Source organism: Streptomyces sp. NPDC058758 (assembly GCF_042746075.1).
Taxonomy (GTDB): domain Bacteria; phylum Actinomycetota; class Actinomycetes; order Streptomycetales; family Streptomycetaceae; genus Streptomyces.
This window is the reverse complement of record NZ_JBHYPS010000014.1, coordinates 103490-127484: the sequence shown is the minus strand read 5'-3', so window position 1 is coordinate 127484 and position 23995 is coordinate 103490. Positions and strand designations below refer to the sequence as shown.

The window sequence follows — 23995 nt, the reverse complement described above, 5'->3', positions numbered from 1 at the left end:
CCCCGGGCCGGCCGGGAACGCGAGAGGGCCCCGCACCTGACGGTGCGGGGCCCTCCCCTACTGCTCAGCGGCTCCTGCGAGCCACCAGGTCAGTGCAAGATCAGGCGTTGATCTTGACGACCTGGCCGGCGCCGACGGTCCGGCCACCCTCACGGATGGCGAACTTGAGGCCCTCCTCCATGGCGACGGGCTGGATCAGCTCGACGGTCATGGAGGTGTTGTCGCCCGGCATGACCATCTCGGTGCCCTCGGGGAGGGTCACGACGCCGGTCACGTCCGTGGTACGGAAGTAGAACTGCGGGCGGTAGTTGTTGAAGAACGGGGTGTGACGGCCACCCTCGTCCTTCGACAGGATGTACGCCTGGGCCTCGAAGGAGGTGTGCGGCGTGACCGAGCCGGGCTTGATGATGACCTGGCCGCGCTCGACGTCCTCGCGCTTGATGCCACGGAGGAGCAGACCGACGTTCTCACCGGCCTGGCCCTCGTCGAGGAGCTTGCGGAACATCTCGATGCCGGTGACCGTGGTGGTGGTCTTCTCGGTCTTGATGCCGATGATGTCGACGGTCTCGTTGACCTTGAGGACACCACGCTCGATGCGGCCGGTGACGACGGTGCCACGACCGGTGATCGTGAAGACGTCCTCGATCGGCATCAGGAACGGCTTGTCGACGTCGCGCTCGGGCTGCGGGATGGACTCGTCCACGGCCTTCATGAGGCCGAGGAGCTTCTCGCCCCACTCCTTGTCGCCCTCGAGGGCCTTGAGCGCGGAGACGCGGACGACCGGCAGGTCGTCGCCCGGGAACTCGTACTCGGAGAGGAGCTCACGGACCTCGAGCTCAACGAGCTCGAGGATCTCCTCGTCGTCCACCATGTCGGCCTTGTTCAGGGCGACGACGATGTACGGAACGCCGACCTGGCGGGCCAGGAGCACGTGCTCCTTGGTCTGCGGCATCGGGCCGTCGGTGGCGGCGACCACGAGGATGGCGCCGTCCATCTGCGCGGCACCGGTGATCATGTTCTTGATGTAGTCCGCGTGACCCGGGCAGTCGACGTGGGCGTAGTGACGCTGCTCGGTCTGGTACTCGACGTGCGCGATCGAGATCGTGATACCGCGCTGGCGCTCCTCGGGAGCCTTGTCGATCTGGTCGAAGGCCGAGGCCTCGTTCAGGTCCGGGTACGCGTCGTGCAGCACCTTGGTAATGGCGGCCGTGAGGGTCGTCTTACCGTGGTCGATGTGACCGATGGTGCCGATGTTGACGTGCGGCTTAGTCCGCTCGAACTTCGCCTTCGCCACTGGGGTCCTCCTGGAGTGGTTCTGAACGCCTTGCTTCATCGGCGCCAGGTGATCTTTGCTGGGGTGCCGTCCGGCAGGGGGTATCCCTCTCGGGACGGCCCCCCACCGGTCGGTGTCAAGCCTAAAGCGTGTGGACGCGGTGCGTTACTCGCCCTTGGCCTTCGCGATGATCTCCTCGGCGACGTTCCGCGGAACCTCGGCGTAGGAGTCGAACTGCATCGAGTAGCTTGCGCGACCCGAGGTCTTGCTGCGGAGGTCGCCGACGTAGCCGAACATCTCCGACAGGGGCACGAGGCCCTTCACGATGCGGGCACCGTGACGCTCCTCCATGGCCTGGATCTGGCCACGGCGGGAGTTGATGTCGCCGATGACCTCACCCATGTAGTCCTCGGGCGTGGTGACCTCGACGGCCATCATCGGCTCAAGGAGCACGGGGGAAGCCTTGCGCGCGGCCTCCTTGAAGGCCTGCGAACCGGCGATCTTGAACGCGAGCTCGGAGGAGTCGACCTCGTGGTAGGCACCGTCGAGAAGGATGACGCGGACGCCGGTCATCTCGTAGCCGGCCAGGATGCCGAACTGCATGGCCTCCTGCGCACCCGCGTCGACCGAAGGGATGTACTCCTTCGGGATGCGGCCACCGGTGACCTTGTTCACGAACTCGTACGACGCCTCGCCGCCCTCGATGGGCTCGATCGCGATCTGCACCTTGGCGAACTGACCGGTACCACCGGTCTGCTTCTTGTGGGTGTAGTCCACGCGCTCGACGGCCTTGCGGATCGTCTCGCGGTACGCGACCTGCGGCTTGCCGACGTTGGCCTCGACCTTGAACTCGCGACGCATGCGGTCGACGAGGATGTCGAGGTGGAGCTCGCCCATGCCACCGATGATGGTCTGGCCGGTCTCCTCGTCCGAGTGGACCTGGAAGGAGGGGTCCTCCTCCGCGAGACGCTGGATGGCGACACCCAGCTTCTCCTGGTCACCCTTGGACTTGGGCTCGATCGCGACCTGGATGACCGGCGCCGGGAAGTCCATGGACTCCAGGATGACCGGGTTCTTCTCGTCGCACAGCGTCTCACCGGTGGTGGTCTGCTTCAGGCCCATGACGGCGACGATGTCGCCGGCGCCCACCGAGTCGATCTCCTCACGCTTGTTCGCGTGCATGCGGTAGATCTTGCCGATGCGCTCCTTCTTGCCCTTGACGGAGTTCAGCACCGCGGTGCCGGCCTCCAGGCGACCGGAGTAGATCCGGACGAAGGTGAGCTTGCCGAGGTGCGGGTCGCTCGCGATCTTGAACGCGAGGGCGGCCAGCGGCTCGTCGTCGGACGGCTTGCGCCGGACGACGACCTCGGCGTCCTTGACGTCCTGGCCCTCGATGGCCTCGACGTCGAGGGGCGACGGCAGGTAGCGGACGACGGCGTCGAGCAGGGGCTGGACGCCCTTGTTCTTGAACGCGGTGCCACAGAACACGGGGGTGACCGTGGTCTCGCCGCCCTTGCCGGAGGCGATGGTGATGCGACGGATGGCCGCGTAGAGCTGCTCCTCGGTGGGCTCCTGGCCCTCGAGGAAGAGCTCCATGAGCTCCTCGTCGTTCTCGGCGACGGCCTCGACGAGCTTGGCGCGGTACTCGTCGGCGAGCTCCTGCTTGTCGGCAGGGATGTCGACGACGTCGTACATCTCGCCCTTGGTCGCCTCGGCGGACCAGACGAGGGCCTTCATCTTGACGAGGTCGATGACGCCCTCGAAGTCGGCCTCGGCACCGATCGGGAGCTGCATCACGATCGGGGTGGCGCCGAGGCGGTCCACGATCATGTCGACGCAGCGGAAGAAGTCGGCACCGGTGCGGTCGAGCTTGTTGACGAAGCAGATGCGCGGAACGCCGTAGCGGTCCGCCTGACGCCAGACGGTCTCGGACTGGGGCTCGACGCCGGCCACGCCGTCGAACACGGTCACGGCACCGTCGAGCACGCGCAGGGAACGCTCCACCTCGACGGTGAAGTCGACGTGGCCCGGCGTGTCGATGATGTTGATCGTGTGATCGACGTTCTCGAGCGGCCAGTGGCAGGTGGTGGCAGCGGACGTGATCGTGATGCCACGCTCCTGCTCCTGCTCCATCCAGTCCATCGTGGCAGCGCCGTCGTGGACCTCACCGATCTTGTACGAAACGCCGGTGTAGAACAGGATCCGCTCGGTGGTGGTCGTCTTGCCCGCGTCGATGTGGGCCATGATGCCGATGTTGCGCACCTTGGCCAGGTCAAGCGAAGTGGTAGCCATAAGGCTTCAGTCTTCTCTCGGTCTCGATGGGGGTTGCGACTACCAGCGGTAGTGCGCGAAGGCCTTGTTGGACTCGGCCATCTTGTGCGTGTCCTCACGCTTCTTGACCGAAGCGCCCAGGCCGTTGGAGGCGTCCAGGAGCTCGTTCATGAGGCGCTCGGTCATGGTCTTCTCGCGGCGGGCGCGGGAGTAACCGACGAGCCAGCGCAGCGCGAGGGTGGAGGCACGACCGGGCTTGACCTCGATCGGCACCTGGTAGGTGGCGCCACCGACACGGCGGGACTTGACCTCGAGAGCCGGCTTGACGTTCTCGAGGGCGCGCTTCAGCGTGACGACCGGGTCGGCGCCGGTCTTCTCGCGCAGGCCCTCCATGGCGCCGTAGACGATGCGCTCGGCGGTGGAGCGCTTGCCGTCGAGCAGGATCTTGTTGATCAGCGACGTGACAAGAGGAGAACCGTAGACCGGGTCGATGATGACCGGGCGCTTCGGGGCGGGGCCCTTACGAGGCATTCTTACTTCTCCTTCTTGGCGCCGTAGCGGCTGCGGGCCTGCTTGCGGTTCTTGACACCCTGGGTGTCGAGGGAGCCGCGGATGATCTTGTAACGAACACCAGGCAGGTCCTTCACACGGCCACCACGCACGAGCACGATGGAGTGCTCCTGCAGGTTGTGTCCCTCACCCGGGATGTAGGCCGTGACCTCGATGCCGCTGGTCAGACGCACACGCGCGACCTTACGGAGGGCCGAGTTCGGCTTCTTCGGGGTGGTCGTGAACACACGCGTGCAGACGCCACGGCGCTGGGGCGAACCCTCGAGAGCGGGCGTCTTGTTCTTCTCGACCTTGTCCTGCCGGCCCTTCCGGACCAGCTGCTGGATCGTAGGCACTACTTCTCCGGTTTCTGTGTGCCGTAAGTACTACTAACCTGGAACATTCACCGACCCACGCGGTCGGGCGTGTCGGACCCGCGGGACCTTCCGCTGAGCGCGGAAAGGTGCGGATCGCGGTGGCCGCTCTCGGACTCACCGTGCGGTTGTGGACACGCACAGGAGCCCAGGCACACCCCAGGCACAAGGCATGAGCGTACCTATCGCACGGACTGCGGTCAAAAGAAATGGAACCCGCCACCTCCGCCGCGAAGATCGTCCGGCCGGACGCCCCCCGGACCCCGCCCTTCCGCCGGACGCCTCCCGGCCGGAGCCCGCCCGCCCGCCGCGCGGTCCGGGACCCGCCCGACCTCCCCCGCACCGGGGGCGACTTGGGGAATCCGCGGCCGGGCGCCCCCCGCCGGGAAGCCGAGACCTTCCGGCTCCGCCCACGGGCCGGCCGTCCGCCGTGGGCGCGGCGGGCGGCGGGAGGAGGCCGACGGAACCGTCCGGATCCCGGGATCCGGATCCCGGGGTTCGGGCAGGGGCCGGGGGCGGGTCAGTCGCGGGCCGTGCGGCGGGGTTCCGCGCGGGGGTCGTCCTCGCCGGGGGCGGCATCGGGCTCCAGGAACTGGCTGACGACCTTGACGAAGACGCCCATGCGGTCGTCGGGGACGCCCAGCCAGCGGGCGAAGTCCTCCATGGTCGGCTGCCAGTCGGACGGCGGGAGGAGGTCCGCCGCGAGGGGCAGCTCCTCCGGGGTGACCCGGCCGGAGCGGATCAGCATGTCGCGGACGGAGACCCCGAGGAGCGGGGCGATGCGGCGCATGGTCTCCAGGTCGGGCATGCTCTGCCGCTGGAGCAGGCGGGTCACCGCGGCCCGGTGGACGCCGGCCTCGTCCGCGATGCGCGACTTGCCGCCGCCGCGCGGACTGTCGATGTCGTACCCGCGCCGTCTCATGAGGTCTTCGACCCAGCCGGCGAACTCGTCGAGCCCTTGAGTGTTCATGCTTACCGCTCCCTCATCATCCCCACCCTCCGGGCCCTCCACTCTAGCGTGCTTGCGCGCACGGAATTACGTGCTTTCGGGCACGCAATAGTGTCGAATCGATGAAGAACCCTCCACAACCGTAGTTGCGAGCTCGCACGCAACATGCAAGTCTGCTGGCCGCCGCACTCGCCGGCCTCCCGCACACCGGGCCCCTTCGGGGTGCCCCGTGTTCCGGCGGCCCCGGACCGTGGAGAGAACCGTCTTGTCCCAGCCCGACCCCACCCCCTGGCAGGCCGCCGCCGCGTGCGCCGGCCTCTCCCCGTCCGTCGTCTTCGCCCGCCGCGAGCGACAGGCGGCCCCCGCCCTGGAGGCCTGCGCCGCCTGCCCCGTCGCCCGCGAGTGCGAGGAGGCCGTCGCCCCCGCCGAGAGCTGGTTCGACGGCGTCTGCGCCGGCCGCCTCTGGCGCAACGGACGCGCCGTGAAGCCCCGTTCGCCCCGCGCCCGGCGGGCCGCCGGCGCCGTGCCGGCCGGCGACCCGTTCGACGTCCGGGCCGTCGCCGCCCAGCTCGACGCCGCGCTCGCGGGCACCGGGGGCACCCGTGGCTGAACGTTCCGCCGCCGGCGCGGAGGCCGTCCTGCGGGACACCGTGCTCTGGGCCGCCGCCCTCGTCCGCCACTTCCCCGAACTGGCCGAGGAGCTGGCCCCCGTACGCCGCTCCCCCGTCGGCCCCGCGCCCGCCGGCCCGCACCCCGGCGCCGGCGAACTCCTCCGCCAGGAGCGGCGCGAGGCACTGCTCCTGGAGCAGCGGCACGGGCTCGCCGTCCCCGGTCACGGCGCCGCCCCGATCCGGCTCCACGTCTCGGACTGCATCCGGGACGTCACCGACGGCGTGGTGGAGCTGGAGGAGGCCGTGCACGCGCGGCTCGGCCTGCCCCGGCCGCCGCGGGCCGGGGTGACGGACCGGCTGCGCCGGATCGTCGCCCTGCTCGACGGCGTCGCGGCCCACCCGGACCTCGCCCGGCACGTGCGGGACGAGATCCGGCGGATGGCCCGCCGGTGCGCCCGCACCCTCGGCGAGGCCGAGACGGTCGTCCGGGTGGCGGGCCGCTGCCCCTGGTGCGACTCGGTCTCGCTGCGCGCCTTCCCCGACCGGCGGGCGGTGCTCTGCGTCAACCCGGCCTGCGTGTGCGCGGACCCGGTCTGCGGCTGCCAGGACGACCCCGCCTACCGGCACCTGTGGCGGGAGGCGGAGTGGCCGGAACTGGCCGACGCCTCCGGGGCCAGCACGGAGGAGATGGCGGCGGCGATGGACGACGCGAACGGCCCGGACGCCACGGCCTGCACGGACCGCACGGACGGCACGACCCGCCCGGACGGCACGAACCACACGGACGGCACGAACCACACGGACGACACGACCCGCACGGAGGAGACCGCATGCTGAGCACCCCCCACCTGCCGGTCCTGATCCCCGGCCCGCTCGCCGCCGAGGAGGCGGGCGTCGCCCCCGCCACCATCCGCAAGTGGGTCCAGCTGGGCCACCTGCGGGCCGCGGGCAAGGCGGGCCGGGCCCAGCTCTTCCGCCTGGAGGACGTCTTCGCGGCGGAGCGGGCGACCCGCCGCCGCCCCCGTACCGTCTGAGCCCGTTCGAGGGCCGCCCACGGCGCCCCCGTGTCCCGACGGACGCGGGGGCGCTTCGTCATGCCTTCAGGAAGTCCCGGAGCGAGCGGGTCAGTTCCGCGGCGAAGCGGGCGCGGACCGGCTCGCCGACGCGGTCGAGGGAGAGGTACGGGTTGAGGTCCTCCAGCTCGACCAGGAGCAGCCCGCCGTCCGGCGCCCGGCAGGCGTCCACCCGCTGGACGCCGTGGCGCAGGGTGTTCCAGGCGACGAAGCGGCGCGCGAAGTCGAGGTCGGCCGCGGTGGACTCGTACGGCACCAGCTCCCAGCGGCGCGCGGGGTCGGGGGCGTACAGCGCGTACTGGAAGCGGTCGTCGACGAAGTAGAAGGAGACCTCGTACCGGAAGTCGATCCGGGGCTGGACGAGGAGGTCGCCGCCGGCCGCGAGGGCGGGGAGTTCGGCGTACGGGACGAAGCGCAGTCCTATGGAGTCGGCGCCGGTCCTGGGCTTGACCGCGTACTCCCCGGCCTCGGGCAGGCGGTGCAGGTCCTCCGGCCGGTCGACCGTGGGGATGACGGGGAGGCCTTCGGCGGTGAGGTCGAGGAGGTACTGCTTGCCCGCCATGTCCCCGCGGCCGTGGAGCGGGTTGTAGACGCGGGTGCCGAGGGCGGCGGCGCGCTCGCGGAAGCGGTCGTACGCCTCCTGGTGGTGGAGGACCGGGCCGCTGTTGCGGACGACGACGGCGTCGAAGGAGTCCATGAGGGCGGCGGCGTCGCGGGGGTGGCAGAGGGCGAGGTCGAAGGAGGCGCGGAGGCGGGCGGTGAGGTCGATGTCCTCGTCGCAGTAGCGGCGTCCGCGGGCCGGGTAGGCGAGGTCGGTGACGTAGAGCAGGCGGGGGCGGTCGGCGGACACGGGCGGCTCCTCGGGGGGTCGGGGAGGGCCAACCTATCGGCGGGCACCGGCTCTTCGGAAGACGTTTCCGCAGGTCAGGGCCGCACGCCCGAGAGGTCGGCCCGGTCGGCCACCGAACTAGTTGCGTGCGCGCACGCTCTCTGTCACAGTTGGCGCAGCGGCGGAGCTGCGCCCGCAGGACGGGCGGCGGCTCCGCCGTCCGCCGTCCGGGCGCGTTCCCGCGCCCCTCGCCCCCTCCCCCGCGGGAACCCCGGACGGCGGCCCCTCCCCTGCCCTCCCCACCGCCCCTCCCTCCCGAGGAGAACCGTCATGACCACTCCCCCGAGTGCGTTCCCGGACGTCGAGAAGCTGGTCGTCGACGTCCTCAAGGCCGACCCGGCCCTGGCCGGGGCGGTGATCGCCGTCCAGCCGCCCGCCGGCTTCGACGGCACCCAGGCCGCCGTCCTGGTCAACCGCCGCGGCGGCGCCTGGATCGGCGACCTCCACGTCGACATGCCGCTGATCGAGTTCGAGGTGTACGGCCCCACCAAGGAGGCCGCCCACGTCCTCGCCAACGGCGCCCGGCGCGCCCTGCTCGCCACCCTCGGCAAGCAGGTCGGCGCGGGCAACGTCGTCCACGACGTGGAGGAGCAGGACGGCCCGCGCTGGCTGCCCGACTACCTCTACCGGGGCGCGAACCGCTACCTCTGCGTGCTGCGCCTCTCCCTCACCGTCTTCTGACGGCCGGGGCGGCCGCCCCTTCCGCGCGCCGCTCCCCCGCCGTCCCGCGACGGCCCGCCGGACCCCGTCCGGCCCCACCGACAAGGCCCCGCCGCCCGGCGGGGCCTTTGCCGTGCCCGGGCCTTCCCTCGCCCGGGCGCGGTGCCCTCACCCTCACAAGGAGAAACCCACCATGGCAGGAAACAACTCGGCCGAGATCCGCGTCGCCGGCACCGGCAAGCTCTTCGTCGCCGCCGCCGGCGCGGCCGCCCCGTCCTTCGGCGCCGACCCGGCCGCCGACTGGTCCGCGACGACCTGGACGAACCTCGGCTACACCACCGGCGACGGCGTCACCTTCTCCAAGAAGGACAAGCTGGAGCCGATCGACACCTGGCAGTCGGTCTCCCCGGTGCACTTCATCTACTCCAGCCGCGACCTCTCGCTGAAGTTCTCGATGCTGCAGTTCAACGAGGACACGCTGCCGTTCTTCATGGGCGGCGGCAAGGTCGAGGCGGAGCCGGCCGCGTCGACCGACACGTACAAGTACGAGATCGCCGAGCGCCCGTACGCGGACGCCCGCGCCCTCGGCCTGGAGTTCACCGACGTGAAGGTCGGCGGCGTCGCGGTCACCTACCGCTTCATCATCCCGCGCGGCCAGGTCACCGCTTCCGACGACATCAAGCTGGCCCGCAAGGCGGCGTCCACCCTCGGCGTCACCTTCACCGCCATGTCGAACGGCGACGGCAAGCCGCTGGCGACCTTCCTCATGAAGGACGGCCAGTACGGCACGGCCTCGGCCTGATCCACCCTCCGGGGCGGGACGGCCGAGCGCCGTCCCGCCCCGGGCCCCCTCCCCACCCCACGCACCCGACGCACCCGACGCACCCGACCAAGGAGTACGCATCGCCATGGCCCGTTTCGACGTCAACGCCGCCCGCGCCCAGCGCCAGGAGGGCCGCGGCCGCTCCTGGACCTTCGAGCTGGACGGCGACACCTTCACCCTCCCGACGGAGCTCTCCCGCACGACCGCGAAGGGGCTGCGCAAGCTCGACGACAACGACGTGGACGGGCTGCTCGCGCTCCTGATGGGCGCCGAGGAGTTCGCCCGCTTCGAGGAGCACGAGGTCACCATGCAGGACATCGCCGCGATCCTGGAGGCGTACGGCAAGGAGACCGGGCTCGGCCTGGGGGAAGACTGAGCCTCGTCGAGTTCGTCGACGAACACGCCGAGGCCCTCGAAGCGGACCTGATCCGCTACTACGGGACCGACATCCTCGACTGGCACCGGGGCGAGCTGTCCAGCCGGCGGCTGATGGTGCTGATCAAGCACCTGCCCCGGGACAGCGCGCTCCAGCGCGACCTCCACGGCGAGGCGGCCGACTGGTCGGTCACCGACCACCTGCTGGCGGCGGCGGTGGACCACCTGGCCGTCGCCAACTGGATGTTCTCCTGCGTCAACAGCGGGGAGGACGACGAGACGCCGGAGTTCCCGCAGCCGGTGCCCCGGCCGAAGCCCGGGGAGGACGAGGAGAGCGAGGAGGACGGGGGCGGGCCCGGTGCGGACGGGTCCTCCGGGGCGGCCTCCGCCCCCGACGGCGGGAAGGCGCCCCCGGCCGTCTCCCCCGGCCAGCTGGCCCGCTTCTTCGGCTGACCCCGCCCGGCCGCCCCGGCGGCACCGCCCTCCCGGAGTCCGTTCCCGTCAGGGGGCGGACTCCGGAGGTGCTTCCTGGGCGCGTTCGGCGGCCAGTTCCTCCTCCAGGGCCTTGGCGCGCTCGGAGAGCGTGCGGGACCTGCGGGACTCGGCGTCCCGGCGTTCGCCGGAGCCGCCGGCCTGCTGGGCGGGGACGTGGGAGAGCGGCGGGACGATCGGACGGCCGCCCTTGCCCCGTACGACCTTCCGCACGGGCCGCGCGGCGCGCCGGGCGCGGCTCTCCTGGGCCGTGACCAGGGCGTCGGGCGCGGACTCCCGGCCGTACTCGGGCCCGGCCTCGGTCTCGGGCCCGGTCGCGGGCCCGAGACCGAGGCCGCCTTCGGGTTCGCCCACGGGGCCGGCCCCGCCTCCGTCCCCGGCCCCGACCCCTCCTCCCGTCCCCGCCCCGTCCTCGTCCCCCGGGTCGCCCTCCGGTGCGGCGCCCTGTTCGAACAGCGCGCGCTCCCTGCGCACCCGTTCCTCCGCCTCGACGACGGAGGCGGGCGGTTCGAGGAGCCGTGCGAAGGGCAGGGCGATGACCCGGGCGCCGTCCTGCGGGCCGGTGTCCGTGCGGCGCTGCGGCCGTCTGATGCCGCGGCCGTCGCTCTGGCCCTGGGCGTAGGCGTCGGCGACGCGGCGCTCGTACTCCCTCCGGATGCGCGGGAGTTCGTCGGAGACGGCCTCGGCCCAGCCGGAGGTGAAGGCGGTGGTCTCCCGGCGGTCGATCTCGGACCGGGGGATCACGACGAGTTCCTCGGGGGCGTGCCCGAAGACGTGGACGAGTTCGGAGAGCCGTGCGAAGAGGTGGGGCAGGTCCGGGTGGGAGGCGAGCCAGTCGACCACCCGCTCCCGCCGGTCGGCGTCCGTCTCCGTGTCCATGTGCCAGTGCTGCCTTCCAGCCCCCTGGGGTCCCCGCGCGCCCCTCGCGCCCCGTGCCGCCCCGGAGCGGTCAGGTCCGGGAGAGCACCCTCCAGATTACCCGGTCCGGTTTTCCTTTCGATCACGGCCAACTCGTTCGGGAACCTGACGAGAAGACACACCGTCAGCCCCTTCTCGCTCGACAAACCTCGAACGTATGTTCCACACTCTGTTCGCACAGTAGTTCGAAAACGTGGTGCCCCCGCTCTTCCCACGCACGCGGCGCCGCCACGCACGCACGGGCAAGCAAAGGAAGGCAGGCGTCCATGACTCAGCCGGGCGAGGCACCGCGACCGCACATCCCCCTCCAGGACCGCCTTCGCCAGCTCCTCGACGGACCCGCCGCCCTCGACAAGAGGGTCCTGCTCGGCACCCTGTGCGCCGAGGTCTCCCGCCGCGAGACCCTCGCGTACGCCGCCGGCTGGAACGACGCCCTCGCGACGGCGCGGCGTGCCCCCCGCCGGGACCACGACGCCCAGCCGTAGCGCACCGCCCCTGCGAACGAGCCCCCGCCGGAGACCGGCGGGGGCTTTTCGGCGCTTGGCCCCCACGGGCCGGAAGCGGAGCAATCATGACCACGAAGGACCAGGAGATCCTCGACAGGATCTCCGAACTCAAGAACGCCCTGCTCGTCGACAGGCCCAACAAGGACAAGCCGGAGGAGTCGAAGCTCTCCGAGCTCAAGGAACACCTCATCAACAAGGAGCCGGGGCTGGTGACCCGGCAGTGGCTCGAGAAGCAGCTGCCGGAGAAGTTCGCCGAGCGGTTCCAGGCGATGTACGACGAGCTCACCAAGGCGAAGAAGACCGAGTGGCTCGAAGCCATGGGCCTGGACGGCTTCGCCTCCGCCCTGGAGAAGTTCCACGAGGGCAGCAAGTGGTGGCCCGTCTACCTGCTCTCGGGCTTCATGGGGCTCGCCGTCCCGGCGTTCATCGCCATCCTCGCGCTGAACCTCAAGGTGCTCCAGCGCGGCATCCAGAAGGCGGTCTCCAAGTTCTTCACCGGCCGGGAGACCGTCCTGGCCACCTCCGACAGCGGTCGCGGCATCCGCCCCCAGAACGCCACCACCGTCGAGGGCCGCGAGGCCAACGGCGCCGTCACCGGCACCAACACCCCGCCGGACCCGGCGACCCTGGAGCCCCTGTACCAGAAGCTCGGCCAGGTCAACCGCCGCATCCTGGTGTTCAACAAGGGCATCAAGCGGATGGCGAGCCCCCGCGAACTCGGCAAGCTCGCCACGGGCATCGGCAAGGTCAACGACGCCGTCGAGGCCAGCAGGCCCGAGACGATCGAGACCCTCGCCACCCACGTCGGCACCCTCAAGACGGTCATGGCGGACTTCAAGCCCGGCAGGATCCCGCAGGACCTCCAGAACACCCGGACGGAGACGCGGAACCTCGGCCGCACCGTCGACGAGCTGAAGACCTCGTTCCAGCAGCTCAAGGAAGAGGCCACGCGCGTCGCCACCGTTCTCGCCTGACACCTCTCACGGAAGGAGGTGACCCATGTCCCTCGTCAAGTCCCTCAAAAGCGCGTCCGACAGCCTGCGCGCCCTCAAGTCGCAGGCATCCGGCGCCGGCACCTCGGTCAAGAAGGTCGGCGACGCCGGCCGCGCGGCCAACGGCCAGCTGAAGAACCTCAAGAGCGGCGCCCAGGGCGCCGGCACCCAGCTGAAGAACCTCAAGACCGCCTCCGACCAGGCCGAGCGGGCCATGAAGAAGGCCGGCAGCACCGCCCAGTCCGCCGGCGGCAAGCTCGCGAAGTACGAATCCGGCGCCGGCAAGGCCGCCAAGGGCCAGGACAGGCTCAACAAGTCCATGAAGGGCAACTTCCTGGTCCGCCTGCTCGAACTCTTCATGCCGCTCATCGAGGCCGTCGTCGACATGGCGCTGCGCTCGAAGACGATGCAGACGGTCCTGAAGAAGGCCTTCAGCGCGGTCAAGAGCGTCATCAGCTCGGTCATGAAGGCCATCGGGCCGATCATGAAGAAGGCCGGCAGCCTCATCAAGACGGTCTGGAACGGCATCAAGAAGGCCATCTCCAGCGTCGTCAAGGCCGTCGCCACCGTCATCAAGACCTACGTGAAGATCTGGAAGACGGTCATCACCACGGTCATGAAGGCGATCAAGAGCGTCGTCAGCACCGTCTGGAACGGCATCAAGCGCGTCATCACCCCGGTGGTGAACTGGATCAAGAGCGCGATCCCCAAGGCGTTCAGCGCCGTCAAGGAGAAGATGTCGTCCATCTGGAACGGCCTCAAGGGCATCGCGTCCCGCGCCTTCGACGGCATCAAGAGCGGCGTCAAGGGCCCGATCAACGCCGTCATCGGCCTGATCAACTCCATGATCCGCGCCATCAACCGGGTCAAGGTCTCCGTCCCCGGCTGGGTCCCCGTCGTCGGCGGCAAGACCTTCGGCGTCAACATCCCGACCATCCCGATGCTCGCCACCGGCGGCGTCGTGATGCCCCGCACCGGGGGCGTCCCCGCCATCCTCGCCGAGGCCGGCGAGGCCGAGGCCGTCCTGCCGCTCTCCAAGCTCGACCGGCTCCTCGCCCTCACCGCCCGCCGCGCCCGCCAGGCCCGGGGCCAGGCCGCCGCGGCCGGCGCCGGACTGCACATCGAGCACTACCACGCGGCCCGCGGCAGCGACCCGCACGCCACCGCCGACGCCCTGATGTACCTGGTGAAGGCGCGTGGAGCGCGGGCATGAGTGCCGCGCTCGCCATGCCCCGGCTCGTCATGCCCCGCTTCCGGGTCGCCGCCGGCCCGATGCGCGGCCTCCGGCAGGGGGCCGTCTCGGCGAGGGGAGCGGTACGGAGCCTCCGGGACGGCGCCCAGCGGGCGGCCTCCGGCGCCGGCGCGCTCGCCACCGCCGTCCGTGACGCCGCCACCGCCACCGGCGCCCTCGGCCGGAACGCCACCGGCACCCGCACCGCCCTCGACAAGCTCCGCCGCTCCCCCGCCGCCACCCGCCTCAAGCGGATCGCCACCGCCGCGGGCAGGGCCCGCACCGCCGCCGGACGGATCGGCACCGCGGCCGGGACGGTCCTCGGGCTCCTCCTGCCGCTGCTGCCCGTCGCCGACGTCCTCACCGGCCTGATGGACACCTTCGGCACCGTCATGACCGTCGCCTCGGTCGCCATGACGGGCGTCAACGTCGCCATGCGGGCCAACCCGCTCGGCTTCCTCGTCGGCCTGCTCGTGCCCGTCGCCGCGTACCTCGTCGAACTGGCCGTCAACTCCGAGACGGGACAGCGGATCATCCGCCAGGTCCTCCAGCAGGCGCTCAAGGTCGTCCGGTCCGTCTGGAACTTCCTCAGCCCCTTCATGAAGGCCCTCGGCAAGGCCGTCGGAACCTACGCCAAGGCCTACCTGACCGTCTTCAGGACCGCCCTCAGGATCGTGGGCGCGGCGATCGGCGGGATCTCCCGGATCGGCTCCGCCGTCCGCTCCGCGAGCAACGCCCTCGGCGGCATCGCCTCCCGCACCCTCGGCGGCGTCAAGAGCGCCGTCCGGCCCGTCGTCCGCTGGATCACCGAGAAGATCCCCGGCTTCTTCCGCACCGCCAAGGACGCCGTCGCCAAGGCCCTCAAGGGCATCGGCGACCTGGTCAAGGGCGGTCTCAGCGCCGTCCTCGGCGTGGTCAAGGGCCCCCTCAACGGCCTCATCGCCTTCGCCAACTGGATCATCGACGGCCTCAACAAGCTCAGCTTCAAGATCCCGCTCACCGGCAAGAAGTTCGGCGTCTCGCTCGACAAGATCCCGATGCTCGCCGAGGGCGGCATCGTCGCGCCCCCCGAGGCCGGCGAGTACCGCATCGACGCCCTGAACGAGCTGGAGCACCGGCGCGTCCCGGCGCTCACCGAACCGCCCCCGCGCCCGCACCGCGTCCGGGAGTTCCGCGAGGAACCCGGCGCCGGCCCCCGGGGGGCGGCCGAGGACCTCTTCTTCCTCCTCACCGCCCACGCCGGAGCCGGCTCCGCGGAGCCGGTCCTGACCTGACGACCCGCCCACCGAAGTGAGGTGACGGCCCCATGGCCGAGACCACGACCCCGTACGCCGGAAACACCCACACCGCCGACCTCGCGCCCGGCTCGCTCATCACCCAGGACGGGCAGATGCAGTGGGCCGGGCTGCTCATCGGCCCCGGCACCCCCTTCGCCGTCGACAAGTCCGGCCTGAGCGGCTGGGAGGACCTGCCCGAGTACGACTCCTCCGACGCCGACCGGCCCACCTCCCACGGCGCCTGGCCCGGCTCCCGCTACGCCAAGCCCCGCAAGGTCGGCGGCACCATCGTGCTGATGCCCGAACACGGCGCGGCCGCCGCGGCCGTCCGGGCGCTGCGCCAGGCGCTGGCCCTGCTCGACGAGGAGCGCTGGCTCGCCGTCCGGCTGCACGGCGAGACCCTCGCCGTGCGGGCCCGGATCGCCCAGCGCGTGATCCCCGCCGACCAGGGCTTCGCCACCCAGGGCAGCTCCCGCATGTCCGTCCAGTGGCTGGCCTCCGACCCGCGCCGGTACGTGACGAACGAGCAGCTCGCCACGACCACCCCGCCGCAGCCGGAGGACGGCCTCACCTGGCCGCTGACCTGGCCGCTGTCCTGGGGCGAGGCCAAGAGCACCGGCGACGCGGTCGCCGAGAACACCGGCTCTGCCCCCGCCCACCCGGTGATCGTCTTCCGCGGCCCCTGCTCGATGCCGAGCATCACCGAGCGGGTCAGCCGGCGGCGGCTGCGGTACGCGATCGACCTGGCCGCCGGCGACGAGCTCACCGTCGACACCCGCGCGGGCACGGTGATGCTCAACAACTCCGCCTCCCGGCTGCACACGGCGATGGCCGACTCCACCCCGGAGGAACTGTTCGTCCTGGAGCCCGGCCGCAGCGACCTCTCCTTCCGCCCCGAGGAGGGCACCGAGCAGGCCCTGATGACCGTGCGCTGGCGCAGCGCCGAATGGTGACACCCGCCTGAAGCCCGGAGCGGCCCCGAATCCACCCCCGGCACCGCACACCGCGCCCCCACCCCGCCGACCGGCGGCCGTCCAGGCCCGCGCCCCGCGCCGCCACGGCCGCCGGCCGGCCCCCAGGCACGCCCGCACCCACCCGGACGGGCCGGTGGACGCACCCCCGCACACCCGCGCGGGGCCCGCACCCACCCGCGTACACCCGCACGGTCCCGGTACGCGCCCGCGCGGGGCCGGCACCCCGCCCCCGCACACCCGCACGGGCCCGCGCCCGCCCCCGTGGGACCCCGTACCCCAGCCGTGCACCCGCCCGGCCGCCCCGCGTAGCCGCCCCGCGCCCCCGCGTAGCCGCCCCGCGCCCGGTCCGCCGACGGCGGCCGCGCCCCTCCCTCTCCCACCCCGAGGTGATCCCATGACCGTACGAGCCGCCTGGCTCCAGTCCGACGGGCAGACCCGCGAGGACACCCGACTCACCCTCGCCGCCCTCCTCACCCCCAGCGGCCAGAGCCCCCAGGAGACCCCGCTCCGCTCCCGGCCCGGCGTCGTGCCGGGCGGGCTCGGGCTCACCGCCGGGTCGCCGATGCAGGCCATCATCGGCACCGGCCGCGCCATCGTCCAGGGCAAGGACACCGCCCAGGGGGCGTACCTCGTCGCCGTCACGGCGCCGGAGACCCTGACGCTGGAGGACGGCAACGCGCAGTACGACCGGATCGACCTGATCGAACTGGCCGTCGTCGACGACGCCTACGACCGCACCGGCGTCACCGAGGCCGTCGTCCGCCTGGTCAAGGGCGAGCCGAGCGCCACCCCGGTCGCCCCCGCGAGCGGCCCGGGCAGCGTCCTGCCGCTGTACACCGTCAAGGTGCCGAAGGGCACCTCGGCCGGCACCGGCGGCATCGCCTGGGGCACCTCCGCCGTCACCACCCAGCACTGGCCGGTCGTCGCCCTCGGCGGGATCATGCCGACCAGCGGCTACAAGGGCGCGTACACCGGGCAGTACCGGGACGCCGCCGGGCTGCTCCAGCGCTGGGACGGCGCCACCTGGGTCTCGTACCCGAAGGCGATCGGCGGCATCGCGCCGAACTCCACCACCACCGGCACCTACACCGGGCAGTTCCGCGACAACGCCGGCTCCCTCCAGCGCTGGGACGGGACCGCCTGGCAGTACACCGAGGGCGCCTCCACCGTGCTGTTCGGCGCCACCCAGTGGACGACCGCCCAGCAGCAGACCCTGGCCTCCAACAGCTGGACGGTGCTCAGCCTGCCGACCGTCGAGATCGACGACGCCGGCGGCTTCAACGGCACCACCACCTACACCGTCTCCCGCCCCGGCTGGTACCGGATCACCGCCCACGCCACCTTCGCCAACGACAGCCAGACCGGCATGCGCGGCAGCCGCGTCGTCGTCAGCGGCGTCGGCCAGGCCCGCCTCACCTGGCTCGTCCCGGCCGGCAACGGCGCCGTCTCGGTCGGCGGCAGCGGCCTGCTCCGGCTCTCGGCCGGCGACACGCTCCAGCTCTCCGCCTTCCAGAACAGCGGCACCGCGGTGAAGACCCTCGGCGGCTCCGGCTACGGCTGCGCCCTCGCCGCCGAATGGATCAGGTCCTGACCCCCACCGCCCTCGCCCCCGCCCCTCCCCCGATCGGAGAACCCCGTGAACCTGCGCAGCAGCTGGACCGCCGAGACCGGCCAGACCCGCGAGGACACCCGCCTCACCCAGACCGGCGTCACCACCCTCGTCAACCCGGTCCAGGTCCGCTCCGGAGTCCTGCCCGGCTCCTACGACGGCCAGTACCGGCTCGCCGCCTTCTGGACCTTCGGCTCCGCCCCGATGACCGCCACCGTCTCCGAGGGCCGGGCCGTCATCCAGGGCGAGATCTCCCAGGGCGCCTACCCGGTGACCCTGCCGAACTCCGAGACCCTCACCTTCGCGCCGGGCAACGCCTACAACCGCATCGACCTGATCGTCCTCAAGGTCTACGACGGCCTGTACGACGAGAACCAGCGGTACGAGGCCAAGCTGGAGATCATCCAGGGCGCCGCCGACCCGAACCCGCAGGCCCCGGTGGTCCCGCCGCGCTGCCTCCCGCTCTACGAGGTCCTCGTCCCGGCCGGCGTCAGCGCGGGCAACGGCGGCATCCCGTGGAACACCTCGCTCAAGGACCTCCGCACCCCGGTCGTGGGCCTCGGCGGCATCCTCCCGGTCGAGGGCCAGGTCCTGCCCGGCGCCTACCCGGGCCAGTACCAGGACGCCGGCGGCGCGCTCCAGCGCTGGGACGGCGGCGCCTGGGTGTCGTACCCCTCCGCACTCGGCGGCATCGTCCCCAGCTCGGCGGGCAGCACCCCCGCCAGCTACATCGGTCAGTACCGGGACTCCGCCACCGGCGTCCTCCAGCGCTGGAACGGCACCGCCTGGGTGCCGGCGGTGCCGGGGCCGTACTTCGCCGACAACACCGACCAGGGCGAGACCAGCTCCGCCACCTACACCTCCACGCTGGTGGGCCGCGCCGTCAACCCGCTCAAGGTCAGCTTCACCGCCCCGCCGTCGAAGTCGGTCGCCGCCTCCTACGGCTGCCGCACCCGCGCCCGCGACGACCTCTACTCGTACATGGCGCTCGAACTCTCCCTCAACGGCACGGTCATCACCCCCGCCGAGGACGAGTACGGCATCTACACCGCCACCACCACGACGACCTCGATCTCCTCCGTCCGCCGGTTCGCGAACCTGACGCCGGGCGCCACCTACACGCTGACCGCCTACTTCCGGGTCGTCCCCGCCACGCCGGTCGTCAAGGCCTTCTTCGACAACACCTACATCAAGGTCGACCCGCTGCCGTAGCCCGGCCCGCCACCCGACCACCGAGAGGAGCACCCCATGCCCCTGCGTCCCGGCTGGCTGCTGCCCAGCGGCCAGACCCGCCAGACGACCCGCCTCACCGACCTCGGGGCCGGCACCCCGGTCGACCCGCTCGTCTCCCGCTCCGGCATCCTGCCGGGCTCCGCCGACGGCACCTACCGTGTCAGCGGCCTGTCGATGACCGGAAGCGGGCCGATGACCGCGACCGTGCACGCCGGGCGGGCCCTCGTCCAGGGCCGGCCCGAGCAGGGCGCCTACCCCGTCGCCCTCGACGGCGACACCGTCCTCACCTTCGGCGACGGCGACCCGCTCAACCCGCGCGTCGACCTCGTGGTACTGCGCGTGTACGACGACGAGTTCGACAGCCTCACCCGCCACGAGGCCGTCCTGGAGGTGCTCGTCGGCCAGCCGTCGGCCACCCCCTCGGCCCCGCCCGCCCCCGCCGCCTCGCTGCCGCTCTTCACCGTCCGGGTCAAGGCCGGCGCCTCGGCCGGCACCGGCGGCATCGAATGGGCCAAGGACCTCACCGACCTGCGCACCACCATCGCCTCGGTCGGCGGCATCCTGCCCGTCTACAACAACGCCGGCGTCCCCGGCTCCTACCCGGGCCAGTACCAGGACAACGACACCGCCCACCACCTCCAGCGGTGGAGCGGCACCGGCTGGGTCGCGTACCCCAGGGAGATCGGCGGCGTCGCCCCCCAGGGCGCGCTCACCGTCGGCAGCTACGCCGGGCAGTACCGCGAGCACAACGGCGTCCTCCAGCGGTGGAACGGCACCACCTGGGCCACCTACCACCCCCCGGTGGAGACCGAGACCGTCACCGCCGGGGCGGTCGCCCTCGCCAACTGGTCGCTCGTGTCCTACGAGGCCCGCCGCACCAGGGGCGGGCTCTGCACCATGTCGGTGATCGTCACCCGCAGCGGCACCCAGGTCGACGCGAGCTCCGCCGGCAACATCGTCAACGACGAGCCGCTGTGCACCCTGCCCTCCGGCTGGCGCCCCGCCCTCGCGATGGAGGCGAGCGCCGCCGACGGCTACGGCAGCGGCTCGGCGGTGATCACCACCGGCGGCACGGTCACCCTGCGGACCTGGTCGTCCAGCGGCGCCCTCGTCCCCGGCCGCAACATCCGCGTCAGCGCCACCTACATCCTTCCGTGAGGGCCGCCCCATGAGTCTCGACACCCCTTACCGGGCCGTCTTCTGCGACCTGGTGACCGACCAGACCCTCGACATCCTGCCGCTGCGGGACGTCTCCTTCGAGGACTACATCGGACGGGCCGGCTCGCTCTCCGGCACCGTGCCCGTCCCCGACCGGGCCATGGCCGAGCGCGCCCACAAGATCAAGCCCGGCCGGACCACCGTCTACCTGGAGCGCGGCGGCTTCCTGTGGTGGGGCGGCATCGTCTGGACCACCAACCTCCAGGGCAGCGACCGGGGCGTGGTGACCCTCGGCATCCAGGCGTCCACCTTCGACTCGTACGCCGCCCGGCGCCGCATCCGCACCGACGCGCTCAAGTTCGGCGAGGTCGAGCAGTTCCAGATCGTCCGCCGCCTCTGGGAGGAGCTCGGCGCCGGTCTCGGAGCCAGCGCGGTCGAACCCGGGGACGACGTGCCCTCGACACCGGTGCCGCGGACCATCTCCTGGCGGCTGGGCGACGAGACCGTCTACCAGGAGGCGCTCGACCAGCTGAGCGCGTACGAGGACGGGGTCGAGTACCAGGTCCTCGTCTACCACGACCCCACCGACGGGCGCCGCGTGCGCCGGCGCCGGCTCCGGCTCGGCTCGCCCCGGATCCGCACCGGCGCCACGGACATGGTCTTCGACCGTCCCGGCACCATCCTCAGCTACTCCCTCCCGGACGACGCCACCCGCGGCGGCACCACCTCGCTCGCCCGCGGCGCCTCCACCAACGCCAACGCCGCCGCCGAGTCCCGGCCGACCCTGTCGGACGAGATCCCCGCCAAGGACCTGCCCGACCGCTGGCCGCAGCTGGACCTGTCCACGGACTACAACGACATCAGCGACAAGGGCACGCTCGACGCGCTCGCCGAAGCCGTCCTGAAGGAGGCGCAGGGCTCGGTGCTGATCCCCGAGATCAGCGTCCGGCTCTCCGAGGTCGTCCCCTCGGCACTCCTCGGCCGCACCGCCCGCATCCGGATCACCGACGAATGGCATCCGACGGGCCTCGACGCCCGCTACCGGATCGTCGGCGTGAAGGTCCGGCCGGCCGAGCGGGGCCGCCCCGACACCGCCGAACTCGCCCTGGAGGAAGCCTGATGGCCCTGCTGCCCGAGAACATCGTCGACCGGCTGCTCCAGATGGAACGCCGGCTCAACGCCCTGTCCACGGCGGTCAACACCCGGCCGCCGCTGACCGAGATCACCAACGGCTCGCTCACCCTGAAGCGGCAGCCCAGGCCGGAGGACCCGGTCGCCCTCGTCGCCCAGTTCTCCACCACCGGCCCGGGCGGCTCCAAGCCCGTGCTGCGGGTCAACGACGCGTACGGCCACGAGGTCGTCTCCGACGACGTCATCACCGGCGGCCTCGCCCGGCCCTGGCTCCCGATGCTGCCGCCGCAGAACATGGCCACCGCGAGCTGGCCGGCGACCACCTCCACCACCTGGACGACCGTCGCCCAGTCGCAGAACCCCCTCTGGCAGCCCAAGCTGCGGCTGCGGCTGCTCACCCGGGTCTCCTCCGGGGCCGCCGGCCAGGTCCGGGTGCTGGTCGGCGGCGTGCCGTTCGGCCCGGCCGTCGCCGCGGGCGGGGTCTTCGACCACACCGCCACCGTCACCACCGACATGCAGACCGACTTCGGCAAGGACCTCACCGTGGAGGTCCAGGCCCTCGTCACCAGCACCTCCGGCACGGTCTACGCCCAGCCCGTCCTGATGCACGGCCGCCAGACCTGACCCCGTCCCCCCTTCCGGGAGAGGAGCACGCATGATCCCCGACCCCACCCAGCCCTGGGGCGTCGCCATCGACTACGCCGGCCGCGCCACCCTCACCGAGAACGGCCACGCCGTCGCCCTGCGACTGTACGACAGCACCCTCGGCGGCCCGCTGGAGCCCGACCAGGTGACCGGCGAGTACCCGGCGGTGTACGTCACCGCCCAGGTCACCGAGGACGGCGAGGGCGGCGCCCAGCTGCGCGGCCACGGCCTCGTCGTGGTCCAGCCGTCCGGCGGCCGGCCCGTGGTGCCGGACCCCGACGCCGTGGCCCGCGCGGTCGCCGCCGCGCTCACCGACTTCGAGGCCCGCCGGGCCTCCTACGCCACGCTCTGCGCCGCCTGGGCCCCGGTCACCGGGCCCGCCCCCGAGCCGGAGCCGGACCCGGAGCCCGCGCCGGACCCGGAGCCCGCCCCGTAAGCGCCCGCCCCATCCGCCCCACCCGCCCCGTGCCGCCGACGGCCGGGGTTTTCGCACGTCAGGAGGACAACAGTTGGCCACTCCCCTGTCCGCGGACCGGTTCCTCGCCGCGCTCCGCGCCGAAGGCGTCACCGTCGTCGAACACCCCGGCTGGCGCACCCACGACCGCAACGGCGCCGGCGCCTGGGGCCCCGTCGCCGGCGTCATGATCCACCACACCGTGTCCACCGGCACCGCGTCCTCCGTCGCGATGTGCTTCGACGGCTACGAGAGCCTCCCCGGCCCGCTCTGCCACGGCGTGATCGCCAAGGACGGCACCGTCCACCTGATCTCGAACGGCCGCGCCAACCACGCCGGCGGCGGCGACCCGTCCGTCCTGCGGGCCGTCGTCACCGAGGCGTACGGCGACCGGCCCCCGGCCCCGCGCGAGCACCAGGGCAGCGCCGGCGCCGTGGACGGCAACTCCCGCTTCTACGGCTTCGAGTGCGTCAACCTCGGCAACGGCGCCGACCCCTGGCCGGCCGCCCAGCTGGACGCGATCGAGCGCGTCTCCGCCGCCCTGTGCCGGGCCCACGGCTGGGGCGCGAAGTCCGTCATCGGCCACCTGGAGTGGTCCGACTGGAAGAGCGACCCCAAGGGCTTCGGCATGCCGGGGATGCGCGACCGGGTGCAGAAGCGCCTCGGCGCCGCCCCCGCCCCGAAGCCCCCGGCCCCGCAGAAGCCCGCCGCCCCCCGCTACCACCCCTTCCCCGGCACCTCGTTCTTCCGGAGCGGCCCCAGCTCCCCGGTGGTCACCGCGATGGGCCGCCGGCTGATGGCGGAGGGCTGCGGCCACTACCGGGTCGGCCCCGGCCCCCGCTGGTCCGAGGCCGACCGAAGGTCGTACGAGGCCTGGCAGCGCAAGCTCGGCTTCCGCGGCGCCGACGCCGACGGCTGGCCCGGCGCCGCCTCCTGGAACGCGCTGAAGGTCCCGTACACCAAGTGACACCACCCGAGGAGTCAGAACCCATGTCCGAAGCCGCGAAGCGCACGGCCCGCACCGTGCTGCAGACCGCCGTCGCCCTCGCCCTGGTCCTGCCGGGGCTCGTCGACGCCTCCGGCCTCCCCGCCACCCTGCCCTGGGTCGCCGGGGCGCTCGCCGTCGCCGGCGCCCTCACCCGGGCCATGGCGGTCCCCGCCGTACAACTCCTGCTGCCCTCGTGGCTGCGGACGGACCCGGGCGGCGCCGATGACCGAGGCTGACCCGAACGACCCGGTGGCGGTGGCGCTCGAACTGGAACGGCTCCGCGGCACCCTCGAAGCCGGCTTCGCCCGCGTCGACGGCTCGCTCGCCCTGCTCGTCCAGCGCAGCGACCAGACCGACAAGCAGCTCGCCGACCACGAGGCCAGGCTCGACGACCTGGAGCGGGCCCGCTGGCCGCTCGCCTCGATCGCGGCGATGACCGCGGGCGCGGGCGTGCTCGTCGCGCTCTGGGAGCTCGCCTCCCGGTGAAACCCCGAAGGGCGGCCACCCCGTGCGCAACGGGGTGGCCGCCCTTCGGTCAAG

28 protein-coding genes are annotated in these 23995 nt (G+C 72.3%); 21 read left to right on the top strand and 7 right to left on the bottom strand.

What is annotated here, in order from left to right; all coding sequences use genetic code 11:
• Nucleotides 1–100: 100 nt before the first annotated feature.
• From tuf to ACFW6A_RS19075, 5 genes are all read right to left on the bottom strand, one after another.
• On the bottom strand, nt 101–1294 hold the full coding sequence (tuf, locus tag ACFW6A_RS19095; protein WP_043230265.1) for an elongation factor Tu: 1194 nt from the start codon (nt 1292–1294) through the stop codon (nt 101–103).
• 144 nt (nt 1295–1438) lie between these two features.
• Nucleotides 1439–3565 (bottom strand): elongation factor G, encoded by a 2127-nt coding sequence (gene fusA, locus ACFW6A_RS19090; RefSeq protein WP_351845852.1) that lies wholly within the window; start codon nt 3563–3565, stop codon nt 1439–1441.
• 39 nt (nt 3566–3604) lie between these two features.
• The gene (gene rpsG / locus ACFW6A_RS19085; protein WP_030494244.1) at nt 3605–4075 is read right to left on the bottom strand and encodes a 30S ribosomal protein S7; all 471 of its coding nucleotides are present in this window, start codon (nt 4073–4075) and stop codon (nt 3605–3607) included.
• 2 nt (nt 4076–4077) lie between these two features.
• Nucleotides 4078–4449 (bottom strand): 30S ribosomal protein S12, encoded by a 372-nt coding sequence (gene rpsL / locus ACFW6A_RS19080; protein WP_003948652.1) that lies wholly within the window; start codon nt 4447–4449, stop codon nt 4078–4080.
• 538 nt (nt 4450–4987) lie between these two features.
• Entirely contained in the window at nt 4988–5437 is a 450-nt protein-coding gene (locus ACFW6A_RS19075) for a helix-turn-helix transcriptional regulator (protein WP_351845855.1), read from the bottom strand.
• A 244-nt stretch (nt 5438–5681) separates the two neighbouring features.
• Between ACFW6A_RS19075 and ACFW6A_RS19070 the strand changes: the two genes are divergently transcribed.
• Genes ACFW6A_RS19070 through ACFW6A_RS19060 form a run of 3 tightly spaced genes read left to right on the top strand, consistent with a single transcriptional unit; the run spans nt 5682 to nt 7061 of the window.
• On the top strand, nt 5682–6026 hold the full coding sequence (locus ACFW6A_RS19070) for a WhiB family transcriptional regulator (RefSeq protein WP_386641581.1): 345 nt from the start codon (nt 5682–5684) through the stop codon (nt 6024–6026).
• On the top strand, nt 6019–6864 hold the full coding sequence (locus ACFW6A_RS19065) for a hypothetical protein (protein WP_386641578.1): 846 nt from the start codon (nt 6019–6021) through the stop codon (nt 6862–6864). The genes ACFW6A_RS19070 and ACFW6A_RS19065 overlap by 8 nt, the downstream gene beginning before the upstream one ends.
• Nucleotides 6858–7061 (top strand): hypothetical protein, encoded by a 204-nt coding sequence (locus ACFW6A_RS19060; protein WP_386486030.1) that lies wholly within the window; start codon nt 6858–6860, stop codon nt 7059–7061. The genes ACFW6A_RS19065 and ACFW6A_RS19060 overlap by 7 nt, the downstream gene beginning before the upstream one ends.
• Nucleotides 7062–7119: 58 nt before the next feature.
• Here the strand turns inward: ACFW6A_RS19060 and ACFW6A_RS19055 are convergent, their stop codons facing one another.
• A complete protein-coding gene (locus tag ACFW6A_RS19055) occupies nt 7120–7950 on the bottom strand; it encodes a hypothetical protein (RefSeq protein ID WP_386641575.1) in 831 nt (276 codons plus the stop codon).
• A 309-nt stretch (nt 7951–8259) separates the two neighbouring features.
• On the opposite strand from ACFW6A_RS19055, the gene ACFW6A_RS19050 reads away from it, so the two are divergent.
• From ACFW6A_RS19050 to ACFW6A_RS19035, 4 genes are all read left to right on the top strand, one after another.
• Nucleotides 8260–8670 carry a hypothetical protein gene (locus ACFW6A_RS19050; RefSeq protein ID WP_386486024.1) on the top strand — a complete coding sequence of 137 codons (411 nt, stop codon included), beginning with the start codon at nt 8260–8262 and terminating at the stop codon, nt 8668–8670.
• A 172-nt stretch (nt 8671–8842) separates the two neighbouring features.
• Nucleotides 8843–9451 (top strand): phage tail protein, encoded by a 609-nt coding sequence (locus ACFW6A_RS19045; protein WP_351845869.1) that lies wholly within the window; start codon nt 8843–8845, stop codon nt 9449–9451.
• A gap of 106 nt (nt 9452–9557) precedes the next feature.
• Nucleotides 9558–9848 carry a hypothetical protein gene (locus tag ACFW6A_RS19040; RefSeq protein WP_351857347.1) on the top strand — a complete coding sequence of 97 codons (291 nt, stop codon included), beginning with the start codon at nt 9558–9560 and terminating at the stop codon, nt 9846–9848.
• Nucleotides 9849–9961: 113 nt separating this feature from the next.
• Nucleotides 9962–10300 (top strand): hypothetical protein, encoded by a 339-nt coding sequence (locus tag ACFW6A_RS19035; RefSeq protein WP_386641572.1) that lies wholly within the window; start codon nt 9962–9964, stop codon nt 10298–10300.
• A 48-nt stretch (nt 10301–10348) separates the two neighbouring features.
• Here ACFW6A_RS19035 and ACFW6A_RS19030 read toward each other — a convergent pair whose 3' ends face one another.
• A complete protein-coding gene (locus ACFW6A_RS19030) occupies nt 10349–11218 on the bottom strand; it encodes a hypothetical protein (protein ID WP_386641569.1) in 870 nt (289 codons plus the stop codon).
• Between the two features lie 305 nt (nt 11219–11523).
• Between ACFW6A_RS19030 and ACFW6A_RS19025 the strand changes: the two genes are divergently transcribed.
• From ACFW6A_RS19025 to ACFW6A_RS18960, 14 genes are all read left to right on the top strand, one after another.
• Nucleotides 11524–11742, top strand: a complete 219-nt coding sequence (locus ACFW6A_RS19025; protein ID WP_351844859.1) for a hypothetical protein — start codon at nt 11524–11526, stop codon at nt 11740–11742.
• An 86-nt stretch (nt 11743–11828) separates the two neighbouring features.
• Nucleotides 11829–12737 carry a hypothetical protein gene (locus ACFW6A_RS19020; protein ID WP_386641566.1) on the top strand — a complete coding sequence of 303 codons (909 nt, stop codon included), beginning with the start codon at nt 11829–11831 and terminating at the stop codon, nt 12735–12737.
• Between the two features lie 25 nt (nt 12738–12762).
• Nucleotides 12763–13968 carry a phage tail protein gene (locus ACFW6A_RS19015; protein ID WP_351844856.1) on the top strand — a complete coding sequence of 402 codons (1206 nt, stop codon included), beginning with the start codon at nt 12763–12765 and terminating at the stop codon, nt 13966–13968.
• Nucleotides 13965–15260, top strand: a complete 1296-nt coding sequence (locus tag ACFW6A_RS19010; RefSeq protein WP_386480783.1) for a tape-measure protein — start codon at nt 13965–13967, stop codon at nt 15258–15260. The genes ACFW6A_RS19015 and ACFW6A_RS19010 overlap by 4 nt, the downstream gene beginning before the upstream one ends.
• A gap of 32 nt (nt 15261–15292) precedes the next feature.
• Complete coding sequence (locus tag ACFW6A_RS19005) at nt 15293–16216, top strand: phage distal tail protein (RefSeq protein WP_351844852.1); 924 nt, start codon at nt 15293–15295, stop codon at nt 16214–16216.
• A 415-nt stretch (nt 16217–16631) separates the two neighbouring features.
• Nucleotides 16632–17828 (top strand): hypothetical protein, encoded by a 1197-nt coding sequence (locus ACFW6A_RS19000; RefSeq protein WP_386480778.1) that lies wholly within the window; start codon nt 16632–16634, stop codon nt 17826–17828.
• Nucleotides 17829–17873: 45 nt separating this feature from the next.
• The gene (locus ACFW6A_RS18995) at nt 17874–19058 is read left to right on the top strand and encodes a hypothetical protein (protein WP_351844848.1); all 1185 of its coding nucleotides are present in this window, start codon (nt 17874–17876) and stop codon (nt 19056–19058) included.
• Nucleotides 19059–19094: 36 nt separating this feature from the next.
• The gene (locus ACFW6A_RS18990) at nt 19095–20237 is read left to right on the top strand and encodes a hypothetical protein (RefSeq protein WP_351844846.1); all 1143 of its coding nucleotides are present in this window, start codon (nt 19095–19097) and stop codon (nt 20235–20237) included.
• Between the two features lie 10 nt (nt 20238–20247).
• Nucleotides 20248–21357, top strand: a complete 1110-nt coding sequence (locus ACFW6A_RS18985) for a hypothetical protein (RefSeq protein ID WP_351844844.1) — start codon at nt 20248–20250, stop codon at nt 21355–21357.
• On the top strand, nt 21357–21992 hold the full coding sequence (locus ACFW6A_RS18980; RefSeq protein ID WP_386641562.1) for a hypothetical protein: 636 nt from the start codon (nt 21357–21359) through the stop codon (nt 21990–21992). The genes ACFW6A_RS18985 and ACFW6A_RS18980 overlap by 1 nt, the downstream gene beginning before the upstream one ends.
• Nucleotides 21993–22023: 31 nt before the next feature.
• Nucleotides 22024–22449, top strand: a complete 426-nt coding sequence (locus tag ACFW6A_RS18975) for an ATP-binding protein (RefSeq protein WP_386641560.1) — start codon at nt 22024–22026, stop codon at nt 22447–22449.
• 73 nt (nt 22450–22522) lie between these two features.
• Nucleotides 22523–23434, top strand: coding sequence for a peptidoglycan-binding protein (locus ACFW6A_RS18970; RefSeq protein ID WP_351844838.1), 912 nt, complete (start codon nt 22523–22525; stop codon nt 23432–23434).
• Between the two features lie 23 nt (nt 23435–23457).
• Nucleotides 23458–23691 (top strand): hypothetical protein, encoded by a 234-nt coding sequence (locus ACFW6A_RS18965; protein WP_351844836.1) that lies wholly within the window; start codon nt 23458–23460, stop codon nt 23689–23691.
• Nucleotides 23678–23941 (top strand): hypothetical protein, encoded by a 264-nt coding sequence (locus tag ACFW6A_RS18960; RefSeq protein ID WP_351844834.1) that lies wholly within the window; start codon nt 23678–23680, stop codon nt 23939–23941. The genes ACFW6A_RS18965 and ACFW6A_RS18960 overlap by 14 nt, the downstream gene beginning before the upstream one ends.
• The last annotated feature ends 54 nt before the right edge of the window (nt 23942–23995 follow it).

Excerpts from the sequence above, each read along its gene's own strand:
- ACFW6A_RS18980 (WP_386641562.1), top strand. The coding sequence starts at position 21,357 with ATGGCCCTGCTGCCCGAGAACATCGTCGACCGGCTGCTCCAGATGGAA.
- ACFW6A_RS18985 (WP_351844844.1), top strand. The coding sequence starts at position 20,248 with ATGAGTCTCGACACCCCTTACCGGGCCGTCTTCTGCGACCTGGTGACC.
- ACFW6A_RS19025 (WP_351844859.1), top strand. The coding sequence starts at position 11,524 with ATGACTCAGCCGGGCGAGGCACCGCGACCGCACATCCCCCTCCAGGAC.
- rpsG (WP_030494244.1), bottom strand. The coding sequence starts at position 4,075 with ATGCCTCGTAAGGGCCCCGCCCCGAAGCGCCCGGTCATCATCGACCCG.
- ACFW6A_RS19035 (WP_386641572.1), top strand. The coding sequence starts at position 9,962 with ATGGTGCTGATCAAGCACCTGCCCCGGGACAGCGCGCTCCAGCGCGAC.
- ACFW6A_RS19005 (WP_351844852.1), top strand. The coding sequence starts at position 15,293 with ATGGCCGAGACCACGACCCCGTACGCCGGAAACACCCACACCGCCGAC.
- ACFW6A_RS19060 (WP_386486030.1), top strand. The coding sequence starts at position 6,858 with ATGCTGAGCACCCCCCACCTGCCGGTCCTGATCCCCGGCCCGCTCGCC.
- ACFW6A_RS19075 (WP_351845855.1), bottom strand. The coding sequence starts at position 5,437 with ATGAACACTCAAGGGCTCGACGAGTTCGCCGGCTGGGTCGAAGACCTC.
- ACFW6A_RS18965 (WP_351844836.1), top strand. The coding sequence starts at position 23,458 with ATGTCCGAAGCCGCGAAGCGCACGGCCCGCACCGTGCTGCAGACCGCC.
- ACFW6A_RS19045 (WP_351845869.1), top strand. The coding sequence starts at position 8,843 with ATGGCAGGAAACAACTCGGCCGAGATCCGCGTCGCCGGCACCGGCAAG.
- fusA (WP_351845852.1), bottom strand. The coding sequence starts at position 3,565 with ATGGCTACCACTTCGCTTGACCTGGCCAAGGTGCGCAACATCGGCATC.
- ACFW6A_RS19050 (WP_386486024.1), top strand. The coding sequence starts at position 8,260 with ATGACCACTCCCCCGAGTGCGTTCCCGGACGTCGAGAAGCTGGTCGTC.
- ACFW6A_RS18990 (WP_351844846.1), top strand. The coding sequence starts at position 19,095 with ATGCCCCTGCGTCCCGGCTGGCTGCTGCCCAGCGGCCAGACCCGCCAG.
- ACFW6A_RS19040 (WP_351857347.1), top strand. The coding sequence starts at position 9,558 with ATGGCCCGTTTCGACGTCAACGCCGCCCGCGCCCAGCGCCAGGAGGGC.
- ACFW6A_RS18975 (WP_386641560.1), top strand. The coding sequence starts at position 22,024 with ATGATCCCCGACCCCACCCAGCCCTGGGGCGTCGCCATCGACTACGCC.
- ACFW6A_RS19030 (WP_386641569.1), bottom strand. The coding sequence starts at position 11,218 with ATGGACACGGAGACGGACGCCGACCGGCGGGAGCGGGTGGTCGACTGG.
- ACFW6A_RS19010 (WP_386480783.1), top strand. The coding sequence starts at position 13,965 with ATGAGTGCCGCGCTCGCCATGCCCCGGCTCGTCATGCCCCGCTTCCGG.
- ACFW6A_RS18960 (WP_351844834.1), top strand. The coding sequence starts at position 23,678 with ATGACCGAGGCTGACCCGAACGACCCGGTGGCGGTGGCGCTCGAACTG.
- ACFW6A_RS19015 (WP_351844856.1), top strand. The coding sequence starts at position 12,763 with ATGTCCCTCGTCAAGTCCCTCAAAAGCGCGTCCGACAGCCTGCGCGCC.
- ACFW6A_RS19020 (WP_386641566.1), top strand. The coding sequence starts at position 11,829 with ATGACCACGAAGGACCAGGAGATCCTCGACAGGATCTCCGAACTCAAG.
- ACFW6A_RS19000 (WP_386480778.1), top strand. The coding sequence starts at position 16,632 with ATGACCGTACGAGCCGCCTGGCTCCAGTCCGACGGGCAGACCCGCGAG.